19 protein-coding genes are annotated in these 22,563 nt (G+C 51.2%); 1 reads left to right on the top strand and 18 read right to left on the bottom strand.

The window, feature by feature from the left end; genetic code table 11:
• Positions 1-157 precede the first annotated feature (157 nt).
• Genes D3P09_RS26080 through ftsE form a run of 3 tightly spaced genes read right to left on the bottom strand, consistent with a single transcriptional unit; the run spans position 158 to position 2,990 of the window.
• On the bottom strand, positions 158-1,381 hold the full coding sequence (locus D3P09_RS26080; RefSeq protein WP_120114364.1) for a murein hydrolase activator EnvC family protein: 1,224 nt from the start codon (positions 1,379-1,381) through the stop codon (positions 158-160).
• 15 nt (positions 1,382-1,396) lie between these two features.
• Positions 1,397-2,314, bottom strand: a complete 918-nt coding sequence (gene ftsX, locus D3P09_RS26075) for a permease-like cell division protein FtsX (RefSeq protein WP_120114363.1) — start codon at positions 2,312-2,314, stop codon at positions 1,397-1,399.
• A complete protein-coding gene (gene ftsE, locus D3P09_RS26070) occupies positions 2,304-2,990 on the bottom strand; it encodes a cell division ATP-binding protein FtsE (protein WP_120114362.1) in 687 nt (228 codons plus the stop codon). Before ftsE ends, ftsX begins: the two co-directional genes overlap by 11 nt.
• A 343-nt stretch (positions 2,991-3,333) precedes the next feature.
• Here ftsE and D3P09_RS26065 point away from each other — a divergent pair, with 343 nt between their 5' ends.
• Positions 3,334-4,776: a VanW family protein gene (locus D3P09_RS26065; RefSeq protein ID WP_120114361.1), complete on the top strand. Its 1,443-nt coding sequence runs from the start codon at positions 3,334-3,336 to the stop codon at positions 4,774-4,776.
• A 260-nt stretch (positions 4,777-5,036) separates the two neighbouring features.
• On the opposite strand, the gene argH is transcribed toward D3P09_RS26065, so the two are convergent.
• The 15 genes from argH to D3P09_RS25990 form a co-directional block, all read right to left on the bottom strand.
• Entirely contained in the window at positions 5,037-6,452 is a 1,416-nt protein-coding gene (gene argH / locus D3P09_RS26060; protein ID WP_120114360.1) for an argininosuccinate lyase, read from the bottom strand.
• A gap of 160 nt (positions 6,453-6,612) precedes the next feature.
• Positions 6,613-7,848 carry an argininosuccinate synthase gene (locus D3P09_RS26055; protein ID WP_120114359.1) on the bottom strand — a complete coding sequence of 412 codons (1,236 nt, stop codon included), beginning with the start codon at positions 7,846-7,848 and terminating at the stop codon, positions 6,613-6,615.
• Positions 7,849-7,892: 44 nt separating this feature from the next.
• A complete protein-coding gene (gene argF / locus D3P09_RS26050; protein WP_120114358.1) occupies positions 7,893-8,849 on the bottom strand; it encodes an ornithine carbamoyltransferase in 957 nt (318 codons plus the stop codon).
• A 315-nt stretch (positions 8,850-9,164) separates the two neighbouring features.
• Entirely contained in the window at positions 9,165-10,352 is a 1,188-nt protein-coding gene (locus tag D3P09_RS26045) for an acetylornithine transaminase (RefSeq protein ID WP_120114357.1), read from the bottom strand.
• Between the two features lie 6 nt (positions 10,353-10,358).
• Positions 10,359-11,162, bottom strand: coding sequence for an acetylglutamate kinase (gene argB / locus D3P09_RS26040; protein WP_120114356.1), 804 nt, complete (start codon positions 11,160-11,162; stop codon positions 10,359-10,361).
• Positions 11,163-11,199: 37 nt separating this feature from the next.
• On the bottom strand, positions 11,200-12,441 hold the full coding sequence (gene argJ / locus D3P09_RS26035; protein ID WP_120114355.1) for a bifunctional ornithine acetyltransferase/N-acetylglutamate synthase: 1,242 nt from the start codon (positions 12,439-12,441) through the stop codon (positions 11,200-11,202).
• A gap of 37 nt (positions 12,442-12,478) precedes the next feature.
• Positions 12,479-13,528: an N-acetyl-gamma-glutamyl-phosphate reductase gene (gene argC / locus D3P09_RS26030; protein ID WP_120114354.1), complete on the bottom strand. Its 1,050-nt coding sequence runs from the start codon at positions 13,526-13,528 to the stop codon at positions 12,479-12,481.
• A 369-nt stretch (positions 13,529-13,897) separates the two neighbouring features.
• A complete protein-coding gene (locus D3P09_RS26025; RefSeq protein WP_243644526.1) occupies positions 13,898-14,722 on the bottom strand; it encodes a YitT family protein in 825 nt (274 codons plus the stop codon).
• Between the two features lie 164 nt (positions 14,723-14,886).
• Positions 14,887-15,997, bottom strand: a protein-coding gene (gene prfB, locus D3P09_RS26020) for a peptide chain release factor 2 (protein ID WP_120114352.1) whose coding sequence is annotated in 2 segments (ribosomal slippage) — positions 14,887-15,924 and positions 15,926-15,997 — 1,110 coding nt in all. Because the reading frame shifts where the segments join, the coding sequence is not laid out codon by codon here.
• A gap of 26 nt (positions 15,998-16,023) precedes the next feature.
• Complete coding sequence (secA, locus tag D3P09_RS26015; protein WP_120114351.1) at positions 16,024-18,531, bottom strand: preprotein translocase subunit SecA; 2,508 nt, start codon at positions 18,529-18,531, stop codon at positions 16,024-16,026.
• A gap of 340 nt (positions 18,532-18,871) precedes the next feature.
• A complete protein-coding gene (gene hpf, locus D3P09_RS26010; RefSeq protein WP_120114350.1) occupies positions 18,872-19,417 on the bottom strand; it encodes a ribosome hibernation-promoting factor, HPF/YfiA family in 546 nt (181 codons plus the stop codon).
• Positions 19,418-19,509: 92 nt separating this feature from the next.
• Entirely contained in the window at positions 19,510-20,580 is a 1,071-nt protein-coding gene (locus D3P09_RS26005) for a glycosyltransferase family 2 protein (RefSeq protein WP_243644514.1), read from the bottom strand.
• Between the two features lie 202 nt (positions 20,581-20,782).
• Positions 20,783-20,980 (bottom strand): cold shock domain-containing protein, encoded by a 198-nt coding sequence (locus tag D3P09_RS26000; RefSeq protein WP_087569424.1) that lies wholly within the window; start codon positions 20,978-20,980, stop codon positions 20,783-20,785.
• Between the two features lie 160 nt (positions 20,981-21,140).
• Positions 21,141-21,764: a class I SAM-dependent methyltransferase gene (locus D3P09_RS25995; protein WP_165867589.1), complete on the bottom strand. Its 624-nt coding sequence runs from the start codon at positions 21,762-21,764 to the stop codon at positions 21,141-21,143.
• Positions 21,764-22,558 (bottom strand): class I SAM-dependent methyltransferase, encoded by a 795-nt coding sequence (locus D3P09_RS25990; protein WP_120114348.1) that lies wholly within the window; start codon positions 22,556-22,558, stop codon positions 21,764-21,766. Before D3P09_RS25990 ends, D3P09_RS25995 begins: the two co-directional genes overlap by 1 nt.
• Positions 22,559-22,563: the final 5 nt, after the last annotated feature.

Below are 22,563 nucleotides of genomic sequence, written 5' to 3'. Positions count from 1 at the left end.
ACACCACCTTCATTGTTTTCCACCTTACATGACCCCAATAGTATATGACAAGCGGAAGGCAATTATTTGCGGCAATGCCATTTCAAACTTCTTGCTTACTGAATAATAAGGGCAGCCCAGTATTGGGCTGCCGCTTGCTGATGATTATGATGAGTGCTTATTTCAAATAACCGCTTGGGTTAACAGGCACTTCGTTTTTGCGTACTTCAAAATGAAGGTGAGGGCCAGTGGAGTTACCTGTGCTGCCAACTTCCGCGATCTTCTGGCCTTTCTTGATCTGATCGCCTGCGTCGACAAGCAAGCCGCCGTTGCGGATATGCCCGTACAGCGTCCACAGACCGTTGCCGTGGTCGATAATAATACAGTTGCCATAGCCGCTCCATAGCTGCGAGATAAGGACGACGCCAGATTCTGCAGCATAGATCGCCGTGCCTTGCGGCGCTCCGAAGTCAATGCCGGTATGCGTGTGCTTCTGTCCGGTAATCGGATGGGTACGCGTGCCAAAATTAGAGGTTACGCGAATGTTGCCTTTGATCGGCATGCCAAGCTTGCCGCCGGTATACGGGTTTTTGATGCGGTTTTTCTCAGCATTCAGCTTCGAAACTTTCGCAGCCAGCTCGACGAGCAGCTTCTCCTGCTCCTCGCTGATGACTTCAAGCTGTTCCAGCGTATCCGACAACTGCTCCAGGTTCTGATTGTAGGAAGCAACCAATACTTCCTTCTCTGCTTCCTTCTTCACAAGATCCGCTTGTTGAAGCTCCAGCTCATGATAGAGCGCTTCAAGGTCCGCATACTGCTCCTCGATATCCGCCTTCTTCTCTTCCACGAGCGCCTGGTCTTTCTTATGGGCGCTCAGAATGTCCCGGTCCGAGCTCAGGATCGTCTGCAGCGCATCGAACCGATCGAGGAAATCCGTAAAGCTCGTAGCGCTGAACAAGACATCCATATACGATACGAAGCCGTTGGAATACATCATGCGCATGCGCGTCTCAAGCAGCGCTTCGCGCTCTTCGACCCGCTTGATCGCCTCTTCCAGCTCAACGCCGGTCTGCACCAGCTCTTGCTGCTTCTCTTCCTTCTCCTTTTGCTTCTTCGTCAAAGCAATCGCTACCAGATCGATTTCTTTATTCAGAGATTGGATTTCCTTCTGAAGGTTGTCTTTCTTCGTCGTAATCGTTGCCTTCTGCGCTTCTGCGTTTTTGGCATCCTTAGCCGCATTAGCTTGCTTCCGCTCAGCTTCCTTAATGGCCTGGTTAGCCGCTTTAATATCCTTCTCAATCTGAGAAAGCGAAGCTGCCTTGACCTCGCTGCCGCCTTGTGGCTGCAGAACGAATACGGCGAGTATAACCACTGCTACGATAAACGCGCTTATCTTTTTCATAATTAAACCCTTCACCTACACTTTCAAATACTTTCGTACCGAAATGGTGCTGCCCCAAATGCCGATCAAGGTGCCGATCGCGATAATTAATAGCGCTGTGTTCATGCCCGCTTCCTTCAGCGGAATGAGGTTGACCATCATCAACGACAAGTCTAGCTTCGTAAGTTTAATAATTTGCGCGTAGCTGCCGAGGACAGCTGCCGTCGTCAGCACCGAGCTGACGAATCCAATCAGCGCGCCTTCAATAAAGAACGGCCAGCGGATAAATGCATTCGTAGCCCCGACCAGCTTCATGATGCCAATCTCTCTGCGTCTGGCGATAATCGTCATTTTAATCGTGTTGGAAATCAGCAGCATGGCCGTGACCCCCAAGCCGATAACAATGACAAATCCGATGTTGCGGACGGCATTGGTCACTTTAAACAATGTCTCAATCGTGCCTTGGCCGTATTTGATCTGATTGATCGGATTGGTCTCGTCTGCTTTATTGATGCTGTCAATCTTCGTTGCCACCGTTTCTACCGTCTGCGGGTCATAAACTTCTACTGTATAAGAAATCGGTAGCGGATTGTTTTCGTTGTTGTAGCCTTCCAGCCAGTCCCCATTCTCGGTGCCCATGGAGTCCTTCAGAATCTGAAGCCCTTCTTCCTTGGAGACTATCTTCACTTTGCTGACTTCTTCCAAATTGCCGATTTTGTTCTGCAGCTCGGTTACTTTCGCTTGCTCGACATCGGTCTGCAAGAACACTCTTATTTGAACTCTGCTCTCTATCTGATCCGCCATCGAGTTGACGTTCAGCGCAAGCAGGACAAAAACACCCAGTATAAACAACGAAATAAAAATCGAGCTCATCGATGCGAACGACATCCAGCCGTTGCGGACGATGTTTTTGGCGCCCTCGCGCAGATGCCGAAGGATGGTGCTAAATTTCATAGCCGTACTCCCCTCTCGCCTCGTCACGGACGATCAGGCCATTCTCTATGGCAATTACCCGTTTGCGCATGTTGTTCACGATATCCTTGTTGTGTGTCGCCATTATAATAGTCGAGCCTCTGAAGTTAATTTCTTCCAATAAATTCATGATTCCGGCCGAGGTCTCCGGATCCAAGTTTCCGGTAGGCTCGTCCGCTACAATTACCGACGGATTGTTGACTATTGCCCGGGCAATCGACACCCTTTGCTGCTCTCCGCCTGATAATTGGGAAGGCAAGGCGTTGTGCTTATGCTTCAATCCGACAAGCTCCAGCACTTCCATCGTGCGCTTCTTGATGACTCTGCGAGGCGCTTCGATAACCTCCATTGCAAATGCAACATTTTCGTAGATCGTCAGCTTCGGCAGCAGCCTAAAATCCTGGAATATCACACCGATGTTTCGGCGTACGTATGGGATTTTGCGAGGCTTCAGCTTGCCGATATTAAACCCGTTTACCGAGAGCTGGCCTTTGGTCGGCACCTCTTCGCGGTAAATCAGCTTCATGAATGTAGATTTGCCGGCTCCAGAGGGGCCAACGACATAAACAAACTCATTTCGATCTATTCGAACAGATACGCCACGAAGTGCATTCGTTCCGTCGGCGTAGGTCTTCCAAATGTCGTGCATTTCGATCACGGTATCACATCCTGTATGTAGTCAGTTCTAGTATTTCGACAACTTATAGCTAATTCCTTCAATAGAAGCGAGGTTTCCGCTTTTTTCATGATTCTCATTATCGAAGGAGATGTCGAAAATCACTCCAGTTCCTGTAAAACCTTAGATGCGCATGAACCTTAATGCGAGGACAATATGGATTTGATTTTCTGAAGGAAATGCAGTCAGAGGAAACATGGCAGAGTCTGTTTGTTGAAAAATCTCCCTAAACAGTCTGACAGGATATGCCATATTCTCCGTCATGAAGCGCAACAGCCTTGCATAAAGATGTAGGAATGCGCATATACGGGGAAGGGTGCTTAACATGAGAAAGCTGCAATGGGTATTAGGGGGACTGCTTGCTGTCGTGCTGCTTGCAGCTGCGGCAGGATTTGTTGCCGTATGGAAGTATGCCAATCAGGATGTGGTGCCTGATGGCGTGACCGCAGGCAAGCTTCAACTCGGAGGCATGTATATTGACGACGCTGTTGCCCTGCTGGAGAAATACGAGAAGGCATTAGAGAAGCGCAGCATCACTGTGCAGGCGAATGAAGCTGCGAATGACAGCGCAAGCTGGGTGGTATCCGACTTTGGCTATCGGGCGGAGTTTACCGGGGCACGCGAAGCGCTTCTGAAATTAAGAAGAGGCAGTCTGTGGGAACGCGCGCGCTATCGCTACCATTTCCCGAGCCATTATGCATTGTCGCAAAGCTGGGAGAAAAGCGCCTTCGAGGCCGCCCTGCGCAAGCAATGGAGCTGGGTGGAGAACAACGCCCCGCAGAACGCCACGCGTGAAATAACAAAGCAGGACGAAGTGATTTATACGCCTCATACCGATGCCTATCGGTTAGATCTGGCTGCACTGGCGGATAAGGCTGAACAGTGGATGGTGCTGGAGGATAATCAGGTTGGAGAAGAAGTTGCGGGGGAGCGCGGGGCATTGGTTGCTGAACTCCCTATCCGCACCATACATCCGGAGGTTACATTAGAGAAGCTGAAAAAGGAAGGAATCGACCGGCTCATCATGACCTTCACGACCGATTTCAGCTCAAGCGCAGAGGGACGCGCGCATAATGTGAGCGTAACCGCCCAGTCGCTGAATGACTGGTATCTGGGGCCGGATGAAGTATTCGCGTATAGCGAGTTGATCGCCAAAGCCGAGAAGGAGCATACCTATCGCGAAGCCCCCGTTATTCTGAACGGCAAATTCGTGCCCGGCATCGGCGGCGGCATCTGCCAAGTGTCCAGTACTCTCTATCAAGCCGTGCTGCGCGCAGGTCTTGGCATTGAAGAGCGGCGCAATCATTCGCTGCCTGTCGCCTATCTCCCGCTTGGCCATGATGCAACCTATGCAACGGATGCGATCGACTTCAAATTCCGCAATACCACCGGAAAAAGCCTGATCATTCGCACTTCCGTCGAAAATAAAAAACTGACGATTAAGCTGTTCGGCACAATGCCCGGCAACGAAAGCTACGAGATCGAATCCGTCACGCTGGATACCATCCAGCCCAAAACGCAGCAGTCGGTCAATCCCGCTCTTCCCGTCGGCAAAACGGTGGTCGTGGACAAAGGAAAACCCGGCTACGTTGTGGAGACCTACCGCACGCATCTGCGGGATGGCAAAGTGGTCTCACGCGAGCGCGTCTCCAAGGACACTTATCGCGCTCAGCCTACGCTGATCGAGACTGGACCGGCTTCTTTAAACGCGACACCGTCCCCGCAAGCAACGCCATCGCCGAGCGATGTCATTGAGGATGGGCTGTAGGTTGCTCGGAGGTTGAGCTGTGAGAAAACCTTTATCGAGGACTCTCAATGATGAGCGACCGCGTTTAGAAGTGGGTTTTATCGCCAAATAGAATTTCGGTTTCCGAATGCTCGAAAACTTATAAATTCTATTGTGGTAAAAAAAGACGGGGCGAATGCCCCGTCTTTTCTGTATCGCAGCGGCTCTCTTGTCCCTGCCCGTGCCCATCAGTCCCCATGAACAGGGTACTGTTGATTGCGGCAAGTCCTAAAGTCCGCTTTTTATCTGCTGCGCTCCAAATATTCAGCAACCCAAGCTGCCGTCTCTGCGAGCGCTGCGTCGGCGCGGCCAATAGCCGCCTCGACTTGCTGCTTCGCAGTGCCGCCGTATACATTGCGGGCGTTGACGACTTGCTCCGGCTGAAGCACCGCATAGATGCGGTCGTCGAACAAGCTGGAGAACTGCTTGAATTCTTCGATAGTCAGATCAAGCAAATACTTGTTCTGCTCGATGCAATACAGAACAGTCTTGCCGATGACTTCATGCGCTTGGCGGAACGGCATGCCTTTGCCCACGAGGAAGTCGGCGATGTCTGTTGCATTGGAGAAGTCCTGGTTGACCGCTTGGCGCATCCGGTCTGTATTGACCTTCATCGTCGCGATCATCGGCGCAAACAATTGAAGCGCGCCTTGCAGCGTCTTCACTGTATCGAACATGCCTTCTTTGTCTTCCTGCATATCCTTGTTGTACGCAAGCGGAAGCGACTTCAGCACGGTCAGCAAGCCGACCAAGTTGCCGTAGACGCGGCCGGTCTTGCCGCGCACAAGTTCCGGCACGTCCGGGTTCTTCTTCTGCGGCATGATGCTGCTGCCTGTACAGAAGGCATCATCCAGCTCGACGAAGTGGAACTCCGTGCTGGACCACATAATCAGCTCTTCGCTCAGACGGGACAAGTGCATCATGATGATGGAGGCATGCGACAGGAATTCCAAAATGAAATCGCGGTCGCTTACCGCATCCAGACTGTTCTCATACACGCGATCGAACTTCAGTTGGCTTGCCACAAAATGACGATCGATCGGGAATGTCGTGCCAGCGAGCGCACCTGCACCGAGCGGCAATACGTTGATGCGCTTGTAGCTGTCCTGCAGACGCTCAATATCGCGGCCGAACATGGACACGTACGCCATCAAATGATGAGCGAACAAGATCGGCTGCGCACGCTGCAAGTGCGTGTAGCCCGGCAGGATCGTGTCGGTATTCGCCTTCGCTTGCTCAACTAACGCGGATTGCAGCTTCTGCAGCATATCTACGAATTCCACAACGCGCTTGCGGAGCCACAGGTGCATGTCCGTCGCAACCTGGTCGTTGCGGCTGCGGCCTGTATGCAGCTTGCCGCCTACGGAGCCTACATCGTCGATCAACGTTTTTTCGATATTCATATGGATGTCTTCGTCGCCAATGGAGAATTCGATGTCGTCGCGCTTAATGCGCTGAAGCACGCGGTGAAGGCCATCCTTGATTTTCTCTACATCATCAGCAGGCAGAATGCCCTGCTTGCCCAGCATGGTAACATGCGCAAGGCTGCCCTCAATGTCTTCCTCGGCCAGCTCTTTGTCGAACATGATCGAAGCTGTATATTCCTCTACCAGCTGGTCTGTCTTTTTCGTAAAACGACCGCCCCATAGTTTGCTCACTGTATCCAGCACTCCCTTCCGAATGCAAGGGAACGGAAGCCGCTCCGCATAGTTTCAGACTGAGGATATACAGCGATCTGCTGCTCCCCTCCAAGTCCTCTGCCGAGACTGTTCGCAATCTCGGCTCTATGCTTCACTAGCTTCCGCCCTTATCCGGCTATTAGTTTTTGCTTTGCTCTACGCCAGAGGAAACTTTCAGACGAAGCGCATTCAGGCGGATAAAGCCTGTTGCATCGCCTTGATCGTATGCTTGCGACGGATCTGCTTCCATCGTAGCAATATCCGGATTGTACAAGCTGACCGGGCTCTTCACGCCAGCGCCGATTACGTTGCCTTTGTACAGCTTGAGGCGTACAACGCCGCTTACGTTCTTCTGCGATTCTGCCACGAGTGCTTGCAAAGCAAGGCGCTCAGGAGCGAACCAGAAGCCGTTGTATACGAGCTGGCTGTATTTGGCGATCAGGGAGTCGCGAAGATGCATGACTTCGCGGTCCATCGTCAGGGATTCCATTTTGCGGTGAGCGGTGAACAGAATGGTGCCGCCTGGCGTCTCGTATACGCCGCGGCTCTTCATGCCGACGAAACGGTTCTCAACCATGTCGACACGGCCAATGCCATGCTTGCCGCCCAGCTCATTCAGGCGCTCCATCACTTCAAGCGGGCTCAGAGCCTCACCGTTCAGCGCTACGCAGTCGCCTTTTTCGAATGTCAATTCCACATATTCTGCTTGATCCGGCGCGCGTTCCGGCGATACGCTCAGCACGTACATGTCTTCGTTCTCTTCGGCGCTTGGATCGAACCAAGGATCCTCCAGCATGCCGCTCTCGAAGCTGATATGCAGCAGGTTGCGGTCCGTGGAGTATGGCTTCGCAGCCGATGCTGTGACCGGAATGCCGTGCTTCTCAGCGTAAGCGATCATCTCAGCGCGTCCAGGGAACTGTTCGCGGAATGCTTCCAGTCTCCAAGGAGCGATAACGCCGATCTCAGGAGCCAAAGCTGCAGCTGTCAGCTCGAAGCGAACCTGGTCGTTGCCTTTGCCAGTAGCGCCGTGAGCGATAGCCGTTGCGCCTTCTGCGCGGGCGATATCCACCATGCGCTTCGCGATCAGCGGACGTGCAATGGATGTGCCGAGCAGGTATTGACCTTCATAAAGCGTTCCCGCTTGGAACATCGGGTAGATGAAGTCTTTTGCGAATTCAGCGCGAAGATCGTCGATGTAGACTTTGGAAGCGCCTGTCGCCAGCGCTTTTTCTTCCAGTCCGTCGAGTTCATCCTTTTGGCCGATATCTGCTGTAAAAGCGATAATTTCGGCGTCGTAAGTTTCCTTGAGCCATTTCAGAATAACGGAAGTATCCAAGCCGCCGGAATAAGCCAACACGATTTTTTCTTTTGCCATGATCTCCTCTTACATCCCTTCACTTATAAAATATATCTATGCAATTAGGACATGATTGCCGCCATGATCGCTTTTTGCGCATGGAGACGGTTCTCTGCCTGGTCGAAAATAATGGATTGCGCGCCGTCGATGACGCTTTCGCTCACTTCTTCGCCGCGATGCGCCGGAAGACAGTGCATGAATTGGAAGTCCTTCTTCGCGTACTTCGCCAGCTCGTCGTTCACCTGGAAGTTCGCAAACGCGACTTCGCGCTCCTTCTGCTCCGCTTCTTGGCCCATGCTTGCCCACACGTCCGTATAAATGATATCGGCATCAGCAACAGCTTCCTTCGGATCGTGGCAGATCACAAGGCGGGAGCCTGTCTCAGCCGCATTCGCTTGCGTCTGGCGGACAAGATCGGAATCCGGCTCGTAGCCTTCCGGAGTTGCGATGGACATGTGCATGCCAAGCTTGGCTGCGCCCATCATCAGGGAATGCGCCATATTGTTGCCGTCGCCAATGTAAGCCATTTTCAGACCTTCAAGCGTTCCCTTCTTCTCATAAATAGTCTGGAAGTCAGCCAGCGCCTGGCATGGGTGGGACAGATCCGTCAGACCGTTGATAACCGGAATCGTCGCGCCTCTAGCCAGCTCTACCACTTTGCGGTGCGCGAACGTACGGATCATGATGCCGTCCAGGTAACGGGACAGCGTCTGCGCTGTATCCCAGATGGTCTCGCCGCGGCCGATCTGCAGATCGTTGCTGCTCAGGAACAAGCCTTGTCCGCCGAGCTGGTACATACCGACTTCGAACGAAACGCGCGTGCGCGTCGACGATTTCTCGAAAATCATACCCAGCGTTTTGCCCTTCAGAATGTGATGGGTTTCGCCTGCTTTTTGCTTTTGTTTCAGATCGATAGCCAGGTTGATCAGGTAGTGCAGCTCTTCTTTCGTAAAATCAACCAGCATCAAAAAGTCGCGCCCTTTCAAGCTATGGGCCATTTCTTCGTTCACTGCTTGCATGATGTTCCCTCCTAAAGGTTTTGCGGAGCAAAACCACTTCGTAAGCATAAGCTAAGGTTTGCGGAGCAAACCTTACTTCGTAAGCGATACTTAGGTTTTGCGTATGCAAAACCACTTCGTAAGCACAATATTAGCCAAGACATACGCTGCTAGAACCAATTATTATTCCGATCGCTGTTCCAGTCAGCAGGTTTTTGAATTGGAGTTGCTAAGGTAACCTGCCGACTGCAAAGGCGAACACTTCGTTTCTCCATAATAATTGTTTCTTTCCGCTGCCCTTGGTATAAAAGAATAATTAAAAAACCTCTTAAAACCTTATCTAGCGCTCAAAAGCTCCGCCAAGATAGCTACAGCTTCATCAATCTCTTCGTTCGTGACCAGCAAGTTAGGCAGCAGGCGAACGACATTCGGTCCAGCCGTAATGACGAGCAAACCGCGCTTCTGCGCTTCTGTGATCACATCCGCTACCGGACCTGTGCATTCAATGCCGACCAACAAGCCAAGACCGCGAACTTCCTTCACAAAGCTTGCACCGGACAGCTTCTCGCGAAGCTGCGACATGAGATATTCGCCTTGCGCTGCCGCTCTGTCAGACAGGCCGTCGCCTACGATAGTCTCCAGCGTCGCTTTCACGACTGCTGTAGCAATCGGCGTACCGCCGAAGGTGGAGCCGTGGCTGCCTGCGCCGAAGCCTTCGCGCAGCTTCTCCTTCGCTACCATAGCGCCGACCGGGAAGCCGCTTCCGAGACCTTTGGCCAACGTGAAGATATCCGGCTCGATGCCAAAATGCTCATAAGCGAACAGCTTGCCTGTACGGCCGATGCCCGTCTGAATCTCGTCGACGATGAGCAGAATGCCTTCGCGCTGGCACAGATCGGCAACTTGCTGAATGTAAGTCTGGTCAACCGGGTGAATACCGCCTTCCGCTTGAACCAGCTCCAGCATGATGGCAGCCGTCTTGTCGCTAACCGCCGTCTCCAGCGCTGCAATGTCGTTGTAAGCAATATACTTGAAGCCTTCCGGCAGCGGAGCAAAACCTTCCTTCACTTTCGCTTGCCCTGTTGCCGTCAGCGTCGCCAGCGTACGTCCATGGAACGACTGCTCGAACGTTATGATTTCATAACGGCCGTTGTTCTGCACCAGCTGCTGATAACGGCGGGCCAGCTTAATCGCCGCTTCGTTCGCCTCTGCGCCCGAGTTGCAGAAGAATACGGCGTCGCCGCAGCTATTGTCCGTCAGCAGCTTAGCCGCATCCGCTTGATTCGGAATGTGAAACAGGTTGGATACATGCCACAGTTGGTCAAGCTGCTGGAGGAGCGCTTCTTTGATCCGCGCCGGCGCATGGCCCAAATTCGTTACGGCAATGCCGCTCATAAAGTCCAGATAGCGGTTCCCGGCATCATCCCACAGCCAGCTTCCTTCGCCCTTGACCAGAGTGAGGGGATAGCGCGCGTATGTAGGAAGCAAAGATGCTCCGGCTACAGCCGTATTATTATCGCTCATCTATCATTACACCTGCCCTTCCGTGCTTTGTACGATGCTTGTGCCGACGCCGCCCTCGCGCACTGCGCGGGTCAATACGCCAGCCTCTTGGCCGCTTACGATGACAACCTCCCGCACGCGTCCTTGAATGCACTGAATAGCTGCACGAACCTTCGGAATCATGCCGCCGTATATTTCGCCGCTTGCGATCATCTCTTCGATCTCTTCAACGGTTACGGTAGGAAGCACTTGCTTCTCCCCGTTCACCGTCTTCAAGATGCCCGGCACATCCGTCACCACAATCATCCGCTCTACGCCCAGGCGGGAAGCGACTGCACCCGCCGCTGTATCGGCGTTGATGTTGTAGCGCTGTCCGTTTGCATCGATCCCGATTGGCGCAATGACCGGAATATAGTCCATATCCATAATGCCTTCGATGATGCTCGACTTCACGTCTGTCACATCGCCTACAAAACCGATTTCGGACGCATTGGCAACCGGACGTGCTTGGATCAACCCGCCGTCCACGCCAGACAAGCCCAGCGCTTGCGCGCCGTTTGTTCCGATTTTGCGCACAATTTCTTTATTGATTCGGCCGGCAAGCACCATCTCCACGACATCCAGCACATCGTCGTTTGTCTTGCGCAGGCCGTTCACGAATTCCGTCTCAATGCCAAGCTTGGTCAACGTCTCCGAGATGGCAGGTCCGCCTCCATGCACGATGACCGGCTTCACGCCGGATTGCTGCAGCTCCCGCAGCTCTCCAAAAAAGTCATCCGGCAAAGCCGCAAGCGTGCTTCCGCCGCATTTCATCACAAACCGCTGTTCCATTATGCTTCTTCCTCCACCCTGCAGCCTTATTGGCCCCTTAAGTCCGATATGCCGCATTGATGCGGACGTAATCATATGTCAGGTCACAGCCCCAAGCTGTCGCCGAGCCTTCCCCGTTATGAAGCTCTACAACGATCACCACTGTATCGCCCTTCAAATATTCCAGCGCAGCATCTTCATCAAATGCGACCGGACGGGATTGCGCAAGCGTCACGATATCGCCCAAGCGAATGTCGACGGTGGCCGGGTTAACCGGCTGTCCCGCGCGCCCAACTGCGGCGATAATCCGGCCCCAGTTCGCATCTGCACCGAATACGGCCGACTTCACCAGCGAGGAGCCGATAACCGTCTTCGCAATAGCCGCTGCCGAATCGTCGCTGACCGCACCATGCACTTGAACCTCTACCAGCTTCGTAGCGCCCTCGCCGTCTCTGGCGATCGCTTTCGCCAGCACTTCGCAGACATAACGGAGCGCAGCAGCGAATGCCGCCCAGCCTTCATGCGCAGGCGTCAGCTCGGTGTGATCGACCAAGCCGCTTGCCATAGCCACAAGCATATCGTTTGTGCTTGTATCGCCATCCACCGTAATCATATTGAACGTCAGGTCCGTCGCCTGGCGCAACAGAGTTTGCAGCGCTTCGCTGCCGATCTTCGCATCCGTTGTCACGAAGCCCAGCATCGTAGCCATATTCGGATGGATCATGCCGGAGCCTTTGGCCGCGCCAGCAACCGTTACAGTCTGGCCGTCCAGCTCAAGCTCGACGCACACCATCTTCTGTACCAGATCGGTCGTCAGAATCGCTTGGCAGAAGCCGTCCGCGCCTGCTTGGCCGCCGTCCAGCTGGGAAGGCAGCGCGTCAATGCCGCTGCGGACTTTGTCCATCTTCAAATTCTCGCCGATGACGCCCGTCGATGCTACCGCGACATGATCAGCCGGCACACCGATCGCTTCCGCGAATCTCGCGCGCATCTCATAGGCATCCGCGTCGCCTTGCTCGCCTGTGCAAGCATTGGCATTGCCGCTATTCACAAGCACCGCTTGGAGCAGACCCTCGGCTGCGATGCTTTCCCTGGTCACTTGCAGCGGAGCAGCCTGGAATACGTTCGTCGTATAGACGCCTGCCGCCGTCGCCGGCACTTCGCAGACGATCGCGCCCAGGTCGTGGCGTGTTGTTTTTTTCAAACCGCAATGAAGTCCTCCGGCCCGAAAGCCTTTAGGCGTTGTAATCGAACCGTCCGCTACTATTGTGAACGGAGTTGACGCAGTATCCTGTCCCATCGTGGATCGTTTCTCCCTTTACCATTAGGTAGTATAATTACGGATAAGCAGGAACGAATTGCAGACCTGACGCCTCATCCCAGCCCATCAATAGATTTAAGTTCTGGATCGCTTGACCTGCCGCGCCCTTCACCAGATTGTCGATAACCGAAACAATCGTAACCCGGTTCGTGCGCGCATCAACCGCAAAACCGATATCGCAGTAGTTGGAGCCCCATACTTCCTTCGTCGCCGGCCACTGCCCTTCAGGACGAATGCGCACGAAGCGGCGGCCTTCATAAAACTCTTTATACAATTCAATAAAATCGCCAAGGCTTCTGTTATCCTTAACGGTTGCATACATCGTCGACATAATGCCGCGCGTCATTGGCACCAAATGAGTCGTAAAGGTCGTCACAACCGGCGCACCCGCCGCATCGGACAAGACCATCTCGATCTCAGGAATATGCTGATGCTGATTCACCTTGTAAGCCTTGAAATTCTCGTTCAATTCCGAATAATGCGTGCCCAGGGATGCCCCGCGGCCTGCGCCGGAGATGCCGGACTTAGCATCGATAATAATCGAAGCCGGATCGATAAAGCCTGCTCTGATCGCTGGCACGAGTCCCAGCAAAGTCGCTGTCGGATAGCAGCCCGGATTGGAGATGAAGTCGGCGCCTCTCACGTTCTCGCCATAGATCTCCGCAAGGCCGAATACCGCCTTCTGCAAATACGCTTCGTCCGCAGCAGGCTTCTTGTACCATTGCTCGTACAACGCAGGAGACTTCAGACGGAAGTCGCCGGACAAATCAATCACTTTCAGACCGGCTTCCAAATACTCCGGAGCCAGCTTGGATGCCACGCCCGCAGGCGTAGCCAGGAAAACAACATCCGCCTTAGCCTTGATAGCCCCAGCATCTACGCCATCCAGCAGCTCTTCGCGGATGCCCGTCAGATGCGGATATCCTTCCGCAATCGGCGTTCCCGCGCTGGAGGAGGAAATAACCGAGGTTACTTCCGCATAAGGATGCGACTCCAATAAACGCATCAATTCTACTCCGCCATAACCGGTTGAACCAACAATCGCTACACCCATCTTCTTGCTCATCATGCATCTCTCCCCACTTGCGAACCGCTGCTGGACCCGGGCAGAGGACCCGTCAGCTCAGAATGCGGTTCTAATCTTGGCAAAGCCGATTTCCAGCAGCATCCTCGCAGGGCCTCGGCTCTATGTATAGCGCTCTTCCCCGCGTGCCTGCGAATAAGTATTCATCCGCAATCCCGAAGGAAAAGCTTGGTTTTTTATCTACAACTTCTTATTGTACATCATTCAGAAGTTCGTGGAAATATAAGTTCGTCGTGTATTATTATACAGCGATGCTAATATTAATACAACGCCAATTCGCCGTCTTTTTCTGCCATTCCAGAGAAGGATTCGCTTGTTGTCAGAGAGTGGAAGGCGATATTCATCCGCTTGTCAGCTTTCCAGCTTAAAGCCCTGTCCAAGCACCTCTGCTGTATTACTAATAATCACAAATGCGCCCGAATCAATGTCCCGTACCAGCTGCTTCAATTTCGGAACCTCATTCTGCCCCACCACAACCATCAGCACCGTACGGCCCGCACCTGTATAGCCGCCATGGCCATCCAAGCGGGTAAGCCCCCGGTCCAGATCATCCAGAATCGCTTTGGCCACCTCCTCCGTATGGTCGCTAATGATGAACGCCACCTTGGAGAGCTGCAGGCCATTTTGCACAAAATCGATCGTTTTGCTGGTTACAAATAATCCGATCAGCGCGTAAAGCGAAGTCTCCGGCGAAAAGATGAATCCCGCCGCTATAATGACGCAGCCGTCGAAGCACACGACAGCTAGGCTGTATGGCAGACCGGTATAGCGATGAAGCAGCTGTGCTGCCAGGTCCAGACCGCCTGTAGAGCCGCCTCCGCGGAATACCAAGCCAAGGCCAAGGCCAACTCCGATGCCGCCATAGATAGCAGCCAGGATCGGATTATCTGTCGGAGCAGGCACAGAAGCCGTCAACAGGACGAATAACGGAAGCAATAATGTGCCGAGCAGCGTCTTGGCGCCAAACTTCCGTCCGAGGAGCAGCAGGCCCGTAATGAACAACGGAATATTAATCGCCCATTGCGTAAGCGCAGGGATAATACCCGTTAGCTTCTGCACCAAAATCGAGATGCCGGATACACCCCCGGATGCAATGCCGTTCGGCACCAAAAACATGTTGAAGCTCAGCGCCACAATCATTGCACCAAGCAATAACTGAAAAATATTCCATACCATTTGCGCTTGCGGGTTTCTTCGCTTTACTATGTCACCGCGTCTCATCTTTCCCACTTCCACTCGTATCATCTCCTTATTCCAAAAAGAAGAGTTCCCTCACCGTTACAGTGTTGGAACTCTTCCTATATGCTATGCAAAACAAGTATATCTTTGGCGAACAGGCCTTATGCGTCGTGACGTATCTGACTGCGCAGGTATCCGTCGATGAACGCATCAAGGTCGCCGTCCATTACAGCGCCCACATTGCCGGTCTCAACCGACGTACGATGATCCTTGACCATGCTGTAAGGATGGAAGACGTACGAACGGATCTGGCTGCCCCAAGCAATGTCGGATTGCACGCCGCGAATCTCGGCCAGCTCCTTCATCTGCTCTTCGATCTTGCGCTCGTAGAGCTTCGACTTCAGCATCTTCATCGCCCGGTCGCGGTTCGCGATCTGGGAGCGTTCTTGCTGGCAAGCTACCACGATGCCTGTCGGCATATGGGTAATCCGAATCGCCGATTCCGTCTTATTGACGTGCTGCCCGCCGGCGCCGCTCGCGCGGTACGTGTCGACCTTCAGATCTTCCGAACGCACTTCGATCTCGATGGTATCATCGATCTCCGGCATAACGTCGCAGGAAACAAAAGAGGTATGCCGGCGTCCCGCGGAATCGAATGGCGAGATGCGGACGAGGCGATGCACGCCCTTCTCCGCCTTCAGATATCCATATGCATTGTAGCCTTTGATCAGCATCGTGACACTCTTGATTCCGGCTTCGTCGCCGTCCTGATAGTCCAGCACCTCGACCTTGAAGCCCCGCTTCTCGGACCAGCGGGTGTACATCCTGTAAAGCATCATGCCCCAATCCTGGGACTCTGTGCCTCCCGCTCCGGGATGCAGCTCAACGATCGCATTCAGCTTGTCATAAGGCTGATTCAGCAGCAGCTGAAGCTCAAAGTCACTAACACGAGTGAGAAGCTTCTCGACGCCTTCCGCGAGCTCCCGCTCCATAGACTCGTCTTCTTCTTCCTCGGCAAGCTCCAGCATCATCTGGAGCTCTTCGTGATCTTCGTTCAGCTTCGCATACTGCTCGACAACCGACTTGACCGCATTCAATTCGGAAATAAGGCCCTGGGCCCGTTCATTGTCGTCCCAGAAATCAGGCATCGACATTTTCTCCTCGAAGTTGGCGATCATCTCCTGCTTCAGGTCTAAGTCAAAGAGACCCCCTAAGTTCTTGGAGACGCTTCGCCATTTCACGCAAATCCTGTTTGACTGTAATGTCTATCATGGCTTCTCGCTTCACCTCAAATTAGATTACTTGCCGTGGCACTGCTTATATTTTTTGCCGCTGCCGCAAGGACAAGGATCGTTCCGTCCTGCGCGCTCTTCGCGCTTCGCCGGACGCTTCTCCTGCGTCTCGCCGCCGCCGCTTGTCGACGTCGTCTGGCCCTTCACAACCTCTTGACGCTCCAGGTTGCTCTCGACGCGCGCCTTCATAATATATTTCGCGACTTCCTCTTGGATCGTCTCGATCATTTCCTTGAACATCTCGAAGCCTTCGAATTGATATTCGCGAAGTGGATCGGTACCGCCGTATGCACGCAGGTGAATGCCTTGACGCAGCTGATCCATCGCATCGATATGGTCCATCCACTTGCTGTCTACCGCACGGAGCACGACAACCTTCTCGAACTCGCGCATCGTCTCCGGCCCGAGCGTCGCTTCGCGCTCATCGTACAGCGCAACGACCTTCTCCAGCAGGAATTCGATAATTTCTTCCTTCTCCTTGCCCCAGATATCTTCCTTCTTCAGGGAGTCTTCCTCAAGCAGATTCGCGTGGACATAATCCACGATCGCCTGCAGATCCCACTCCTCCGGAATTTCTTCGGCGCAATGAGCTTCTACGATACGCTCAACAACCGGCTTGATCATATCCATAACTTCGCTGCGAATATCTGCTGATTCCAGAATGTCGCGGCGCTGCTTATAGATAACCTCACGCTGCTGGTTCATCACGTCGTCATATTGCAGGACCACTTTCCGCGTATCGAAGTTGCTGCCCTCAACCCGCTTCTGAGCGGATTCTACAGCTCTCGAAATCATACGGCTCTCGATCGGCTGGTCTTCCTCCAGACCGAGACGGTCCATCATCGCCATAATATTCTCGGCGCCAAAACGACGCATCAGCTCATCTTCAAGCGACAGATAGAATTGCGAGGAGCCCGGATCGCCTTGACGGCCGGCACGGCCGCGAAGCTGGTTGTCGATCCGTCTGCTCTCGTGGCGCTCCGTACCGATGATATGAAGTCCGCCAACCTCGCCAACGGAATCGCCCAGCAAAATATCCGTACCGCGGCCTGCCATGTTCGTCGCAATCGTGACGGAACCGGATTGGCCTGCGCGGGAGATGATCTCCGCTTCTTCAGCATGGAATTTGGCGTTGAGAACTTTATGGGCTACGCCTCTGCGCTTCAGCATCTCGGACAGTCTCTCGGAATTCTCGATAGAGATCGTACCGACAAGCACCGGCTGCTTGTTCGCATGGCGTTTTACGATTTCTTCTACAACGGCTTTGAATTTGCCGTTTTCGGATTTGTAGACGACGTCCGGCATATCCTTACGGATCATGGAACGGTTCGTCGGCACTTGAATAACGTCCAGGCCATAGATGCGGCGGAACTCTTCTTCCTCTGTCTTCGCCGTACCGGTCATACCTGCCAGCTTGCGGTACATACGGAAGTAGTTCTGGAACGTAATAGTAGCAAGCGTCATGCTCTCATTCTGAACCTTCAGCTGCTCCTTCGCCTCGATCGCTTGATGCAAGCCATCGCTGTAGCGGCGGCCGGACATCAGACGGCCTGTAAATTCATCGACGATAACAACTTCGTCTTCTTGCACGACGTAGTCAACATCGCGTTTCATAATAAAGTTCGCTTTCAGCGCTTGCTGAATGTGATGGTTGACCGTTACGTTGGCATGGTCGAACAAGTTCTCGATGCCGAAGGCGCGCTCTGCCTTCTCCACGCCGGATTCCGTCAGAATCGTGTTGCGAAGCTTCACGTCAATCGTGAAGTCCTCGTTGATTTTCAGCCGGCTCACAAAACGGTCCGCTGCATGGTACAGCTCCGTCGACTTCGCAGCTTGTCCCGAAATAATAAGCGGCGTCCGCGCCTCGTCCACGAGAATGGAGTCCACTTCGTCAATGATGGCATAGTATAGAGGGCGTTGTACCATTTGTTCCTTGTACAGCACCATATTATCGCGCAGGTAGTCGAACCCGAATTCGTTGTTCGTACCGTATGTGATATCGCAAGCATAAGCTTCCTGCTTCTCCGAATGGGACAGGCCATGCAGGTTGCAGCCTACAGTCATGCCAAGGAAGGTATACAGCTGGCCCATAATCTCGCTGTCGCGCTGTGCCAGGTATCCGTTGACTGTAACGACATGAACGCCTTTGCCAAGCAAAGCGTTCAGGTATACCGGCAGCGTCGCTACGAGCGTCTTGCCCTCACCAGTCTTCATCTCGGCAATCTTGCCTTCATGGAGCACCATGCCGCCGATCAGCTGTACGTCAAAATGGCGCATGCCAAGCGTACGCTTCGATGCTTCACGTACGGTCGCAAAAGCCTCCGGCAACAAAGCGTCAATCTCCTCGCCCTTCTCCAGGCGAGCTTTGAATTCATCCGTCTTCGCGCGCAGCTGCTCATCTGTCAGCGCCGTGAACTTTGATTCCATGCTATTAATTTCATCAACTGTGCGTTGAATGCGTTTGACTTCGCGTTCATTCGCGTCTCCGAATATTTTCTTAACCAGTCCGAGCATGGTTTTCCCCTCTTTCGGTAGTAGGTCTATTTGTTTTAAATTGTAACAGTTTGTAGACCCTGCCGCAATGTACCCCATAAACGCAAGCAAGCGGAATAAGAAAGGCTAATTACCGAACAGCCACGCCAATGCATCCGGCACATACCGGACGCCCTTGTCGAACGAGTGAACGTCGATTTCGTAAATATCCAGCTTGACCGTCTCCGGGGTCATACTGTATTGGCTCAAATATGCCCATAAGGTTCGATCCCTTTCTTAATTATGATGGGACATATAAAGCCCCGCTCCTTGTGGGGGCGGGGCTGTCATTATTCAATGTATAGTTGTTCGCGGAAGGGACTTAGCTTTGTTCGATCAATCCGTACTTTCCGTCATCGCGCTTATACACGACATTGACTTCCTTGCTGTCGGCATTGGCGAAGACGAAGAAGTTGTGGCCGATCATGTTCATTTGAAGAATCGCTTCCTCCACATCCATCGGCTTCAGTGTAAACCGCTTGGTGCGAACAAGCTCCAGATCATCCTCTTCCTCCAGTACGCTAACTGCGGAGCCTTCTTCACGGAACAGGGCTCTCACTCCGCTGCCCTGTCTGAATTTGCGATTGACTTTGGTTTTGTGCTTGCGGATCTGACGCTCCAGCTTATCGACGACAAGATCGATCGAAGCGTACATGTCTGCACTCTTCTCCTCGGCTCTGAGCATGACACCGACTAGCGGAATGGTAACCTCTACTGTGTGCTGTCCTTTCGTTACGGACAGGGTTACCGTGATTTCGGAGGCGATTGGGGCATCAAAGTACTTCTCCAACCGGCTTAATTTCTTCTCGGTGTAATCTCTCAAAGCTTCTGTCACCTGAAAGCGTTGACCTCGAATGTTGTAATTCATGGGGCACTCCTCCTTTACATGCTCTTATTATATCATATGCAGGAGCCTATTTCAAAAGAGTTTTTAGTGTATTTGGAATTTTCAGAAAAATGTCACATGTGACCTAACAGCTGAAGCCTTTGTTCCGAGGGAGCATATGGATATGCAGCAGCTTCCCGATAATAAGCAGCTGCCTTCTGTACATTCCCAGTCACTTCATGATATACGCCCAGATTGTGCAGCGCCGAAAAGCTTCCTGTGCCTATTACGCTATCATATCGATCCGTCTCGCCGAGCTCCAAGCATTTGAGATAAGATTGCTCAATCTGCGCCAACAGATGAACGTACTTGGCCGTATCGCTCAGGATGAGATCCAGGTAATACTGGCCGCAGACAAAATGGAAATCGGGAAAGTCGTCGAGTCGCGCCGCTTCACTTTGGATGACCCCAAGTCCATCATCTAATTGTTTAGAGGAAATCATCGCATATAAATAATCCACTACGGTATTCGGATAATACATCTCTTTTTTCGAAAGGCCGGTGTACGCCTTCTTCAAATGGAAATAAGCCTGGCTATAATTTTCGATGCCATTATACTCTTTGGCTATTTGATAGTGATAATAGGGATTATCCGGCTCGGCATCAATCTCCATTTGGAGCAAAGGGATGTTTCGATCAGATCTTGAGGCCTCATAATAGCCGTCATGACCGACTTCGACGCCGAGCTTTACCCGCGGGAGGTCGGATACTACCTGTTCATGTATGCGTCCCTCATATCGCACACCTTTGGGGAACAGTCGAGATATATAGGACTGGGCGAAGGCCTCGCCATCTTTGTCTCTGAATTTATTAATTATCTTTAATCGACCGATATGATTTCCAAGTTCCATAAACTTTCTAAGCTCTGCCGAACAATCACTAATAAAATATTCATCTGCATCAAGAATAAGATTCCAGTCCCCACTCGATTGATCCAGTGCATAATTACGGGCTGCAGCAAAATCATGGTTCCATGCATAATTAAAAACTTTAGCATTGTAGGAATGTGCAATCTCAACCGTTCGATCTGTGGAGCCCGTATCGACTACAATCATTTCCTCAACCAAATCTTTAACGCTATTTAGACACCTTCCCAACACTGCCTGCTCATTCTTAACGATCATAACCAATGAAAGTGACTTCAAGTTATTCACCTGCCATTTCGCGATTTCATTCTATAGTATATCGTCAACTCACACTGCCGCTATAATAGGCTCTATTAAGTAATTATTATTCATTGATAGTTCAAATACTAAACACAGAAAAAAGCTCCGGTTTCCCGGAGCTTTGAGTGTAATAGGCACTGTCAATCGAACCATCTATACAGTGGCTATGATAGCCGGATGATTACAGTTTGACTACGTTTGCAGCTTGTGGACCGCGTGCGCCTTCTACAATGTCGAATTCAACCGCTTGGCCTTCTTCGAGTGTTTTGAAGCCTTCGGATTGGATTGCGGAGAAGTGAACAAATACGTCGCCGCCTTGCTCAGTCTCGATGAATCCATAACCCTTCTCTGCGTTAAACCATTTAACTTTACCTTGCATGTGCAAACATTCCCTTCATCTTCAAATACTGTGAGGCATTCATACGTCTGGCCCACAATTCGACTATACCACCGCATGGTTGGAATTGTCAAACAATTTCTTGTAAGCGGATACAGACGGTATATTCTCTCGAAAGTTTCCCTAACTATAAGAGCTGCTATTACGACTTTTGCGCTATTACTCGGATAACTATTGGATTCTCATCTTTATAAATAGCAAAGTTGTTAGCCTCTACTGCCTTGTTGATTTGGAACCCAATCGACTGCAGTTTTTGGGTCAGCTCTTCCAGCACGATAAACCTTCTATAATGCTCGTTATAATAGTACGCATTTCTTCCCACTTCTTCACCCAAGCCATAAATATCATCTTTTACACTTCTAACTTCAATAAACAGCTTGCCGTTTATCTTCAGAGAATCATATACCTTTTGAAGCAGGATATCCTGCTCTTCCTCTGTAATAGAATGCATGGTAAAGCGACTATAAGCATAATTAAAACTATCAGATCCTAACACATTTGAATGTACAAAATCATCCGCAATAAACTCAATATTTTCATTCGCATAGGTAGACTGTAATTTTGAGATTGCAATCTTGGATTGATCGACAGCAACGACTTTCAAGCCATTCTTAGCAAAAAATAATGCGTCTCTTCCATTCCCGCATCCAAGCTCAATTAATACTTTCCCTTTATCTGCAATCGGCAAGATATCTTTTGCGAATTGAGATGGCTCTATCCATTCATTCATTGTCGAATAATAATTATCCCAATATGTATTATCCATCAAATACTTCCTCTCGCTGCCTGTGATTGATTCTTGCTTCTTTGCAAGATAAAGATCCATTGTTTCGTTTCTTTTTGATTTTTAATATCCTCGAAGAAAAATTCTTCACTTACCTTTAATTCGAATCCTACATCGTACAGAATATTAAATATTTCTTTGTACTGTTCCTCCGTTCTATAAATAGCACTATACTCGCTTTCAAGAGCATCAGAATAAAATTTATTTAAAGTTAGTCTCTCTTCCAAAGCAATAGGCTCTGACAAGTAGATTATGCATTCTTCTTCGAGCTTTTCAGTCAGTTTACTGAATGCTTCTTTTACAGCATCGTCATTTATGTACATGAGTACTCCGCCTGATATAATAAAGCGGTTAAATTTTTTGTCTGTTGGATACTGCACGGTCTCATTGCTTAATTCTTGGATGGATGCATGAAGAAAATGAGTATTTTCATTCTTTACAACATCTTCACGTTTTTGTATTAATTCAATAAACTCTTTTACATAATCGACACCGACATATGTATCCACAATTGAAGTAATGTACTTAGATATCCGACCAGTCCCACAGCCAACCTCAAGTACACTGCAGTTGCGATCCAGGTTTAGAAGAGGTAATCTGTGTTCAACTTCGAACCTTGTCCATGCCTCAATTTTATCTTTATCTTTATCTGCAAATAGAATGACTGGTGCATCAACATCGATTTGAACTTTTTCTACCGCTCTTTTTTTATAAAATTCTTGCAAACTATTTTGATCAATATGTACGTTTTCTGCATAAATTCTCTTCAAATTCATCTCCC

This window comes from Paenibacillus pinisoli (assembly GCF_003605435.1).
Taxonomy (GTDB): domain Bacteria; phylum Bacillota; class Bacilli; order Paenibacillales; family Paenibacillaceae; genus Pristimantibacillus; species Pristimantibacillus pinisoli.
Note: the sequence above shows the minus strand (reverse complement) of the source record. Positions and strands in the feature narration are given on the sequence as shown.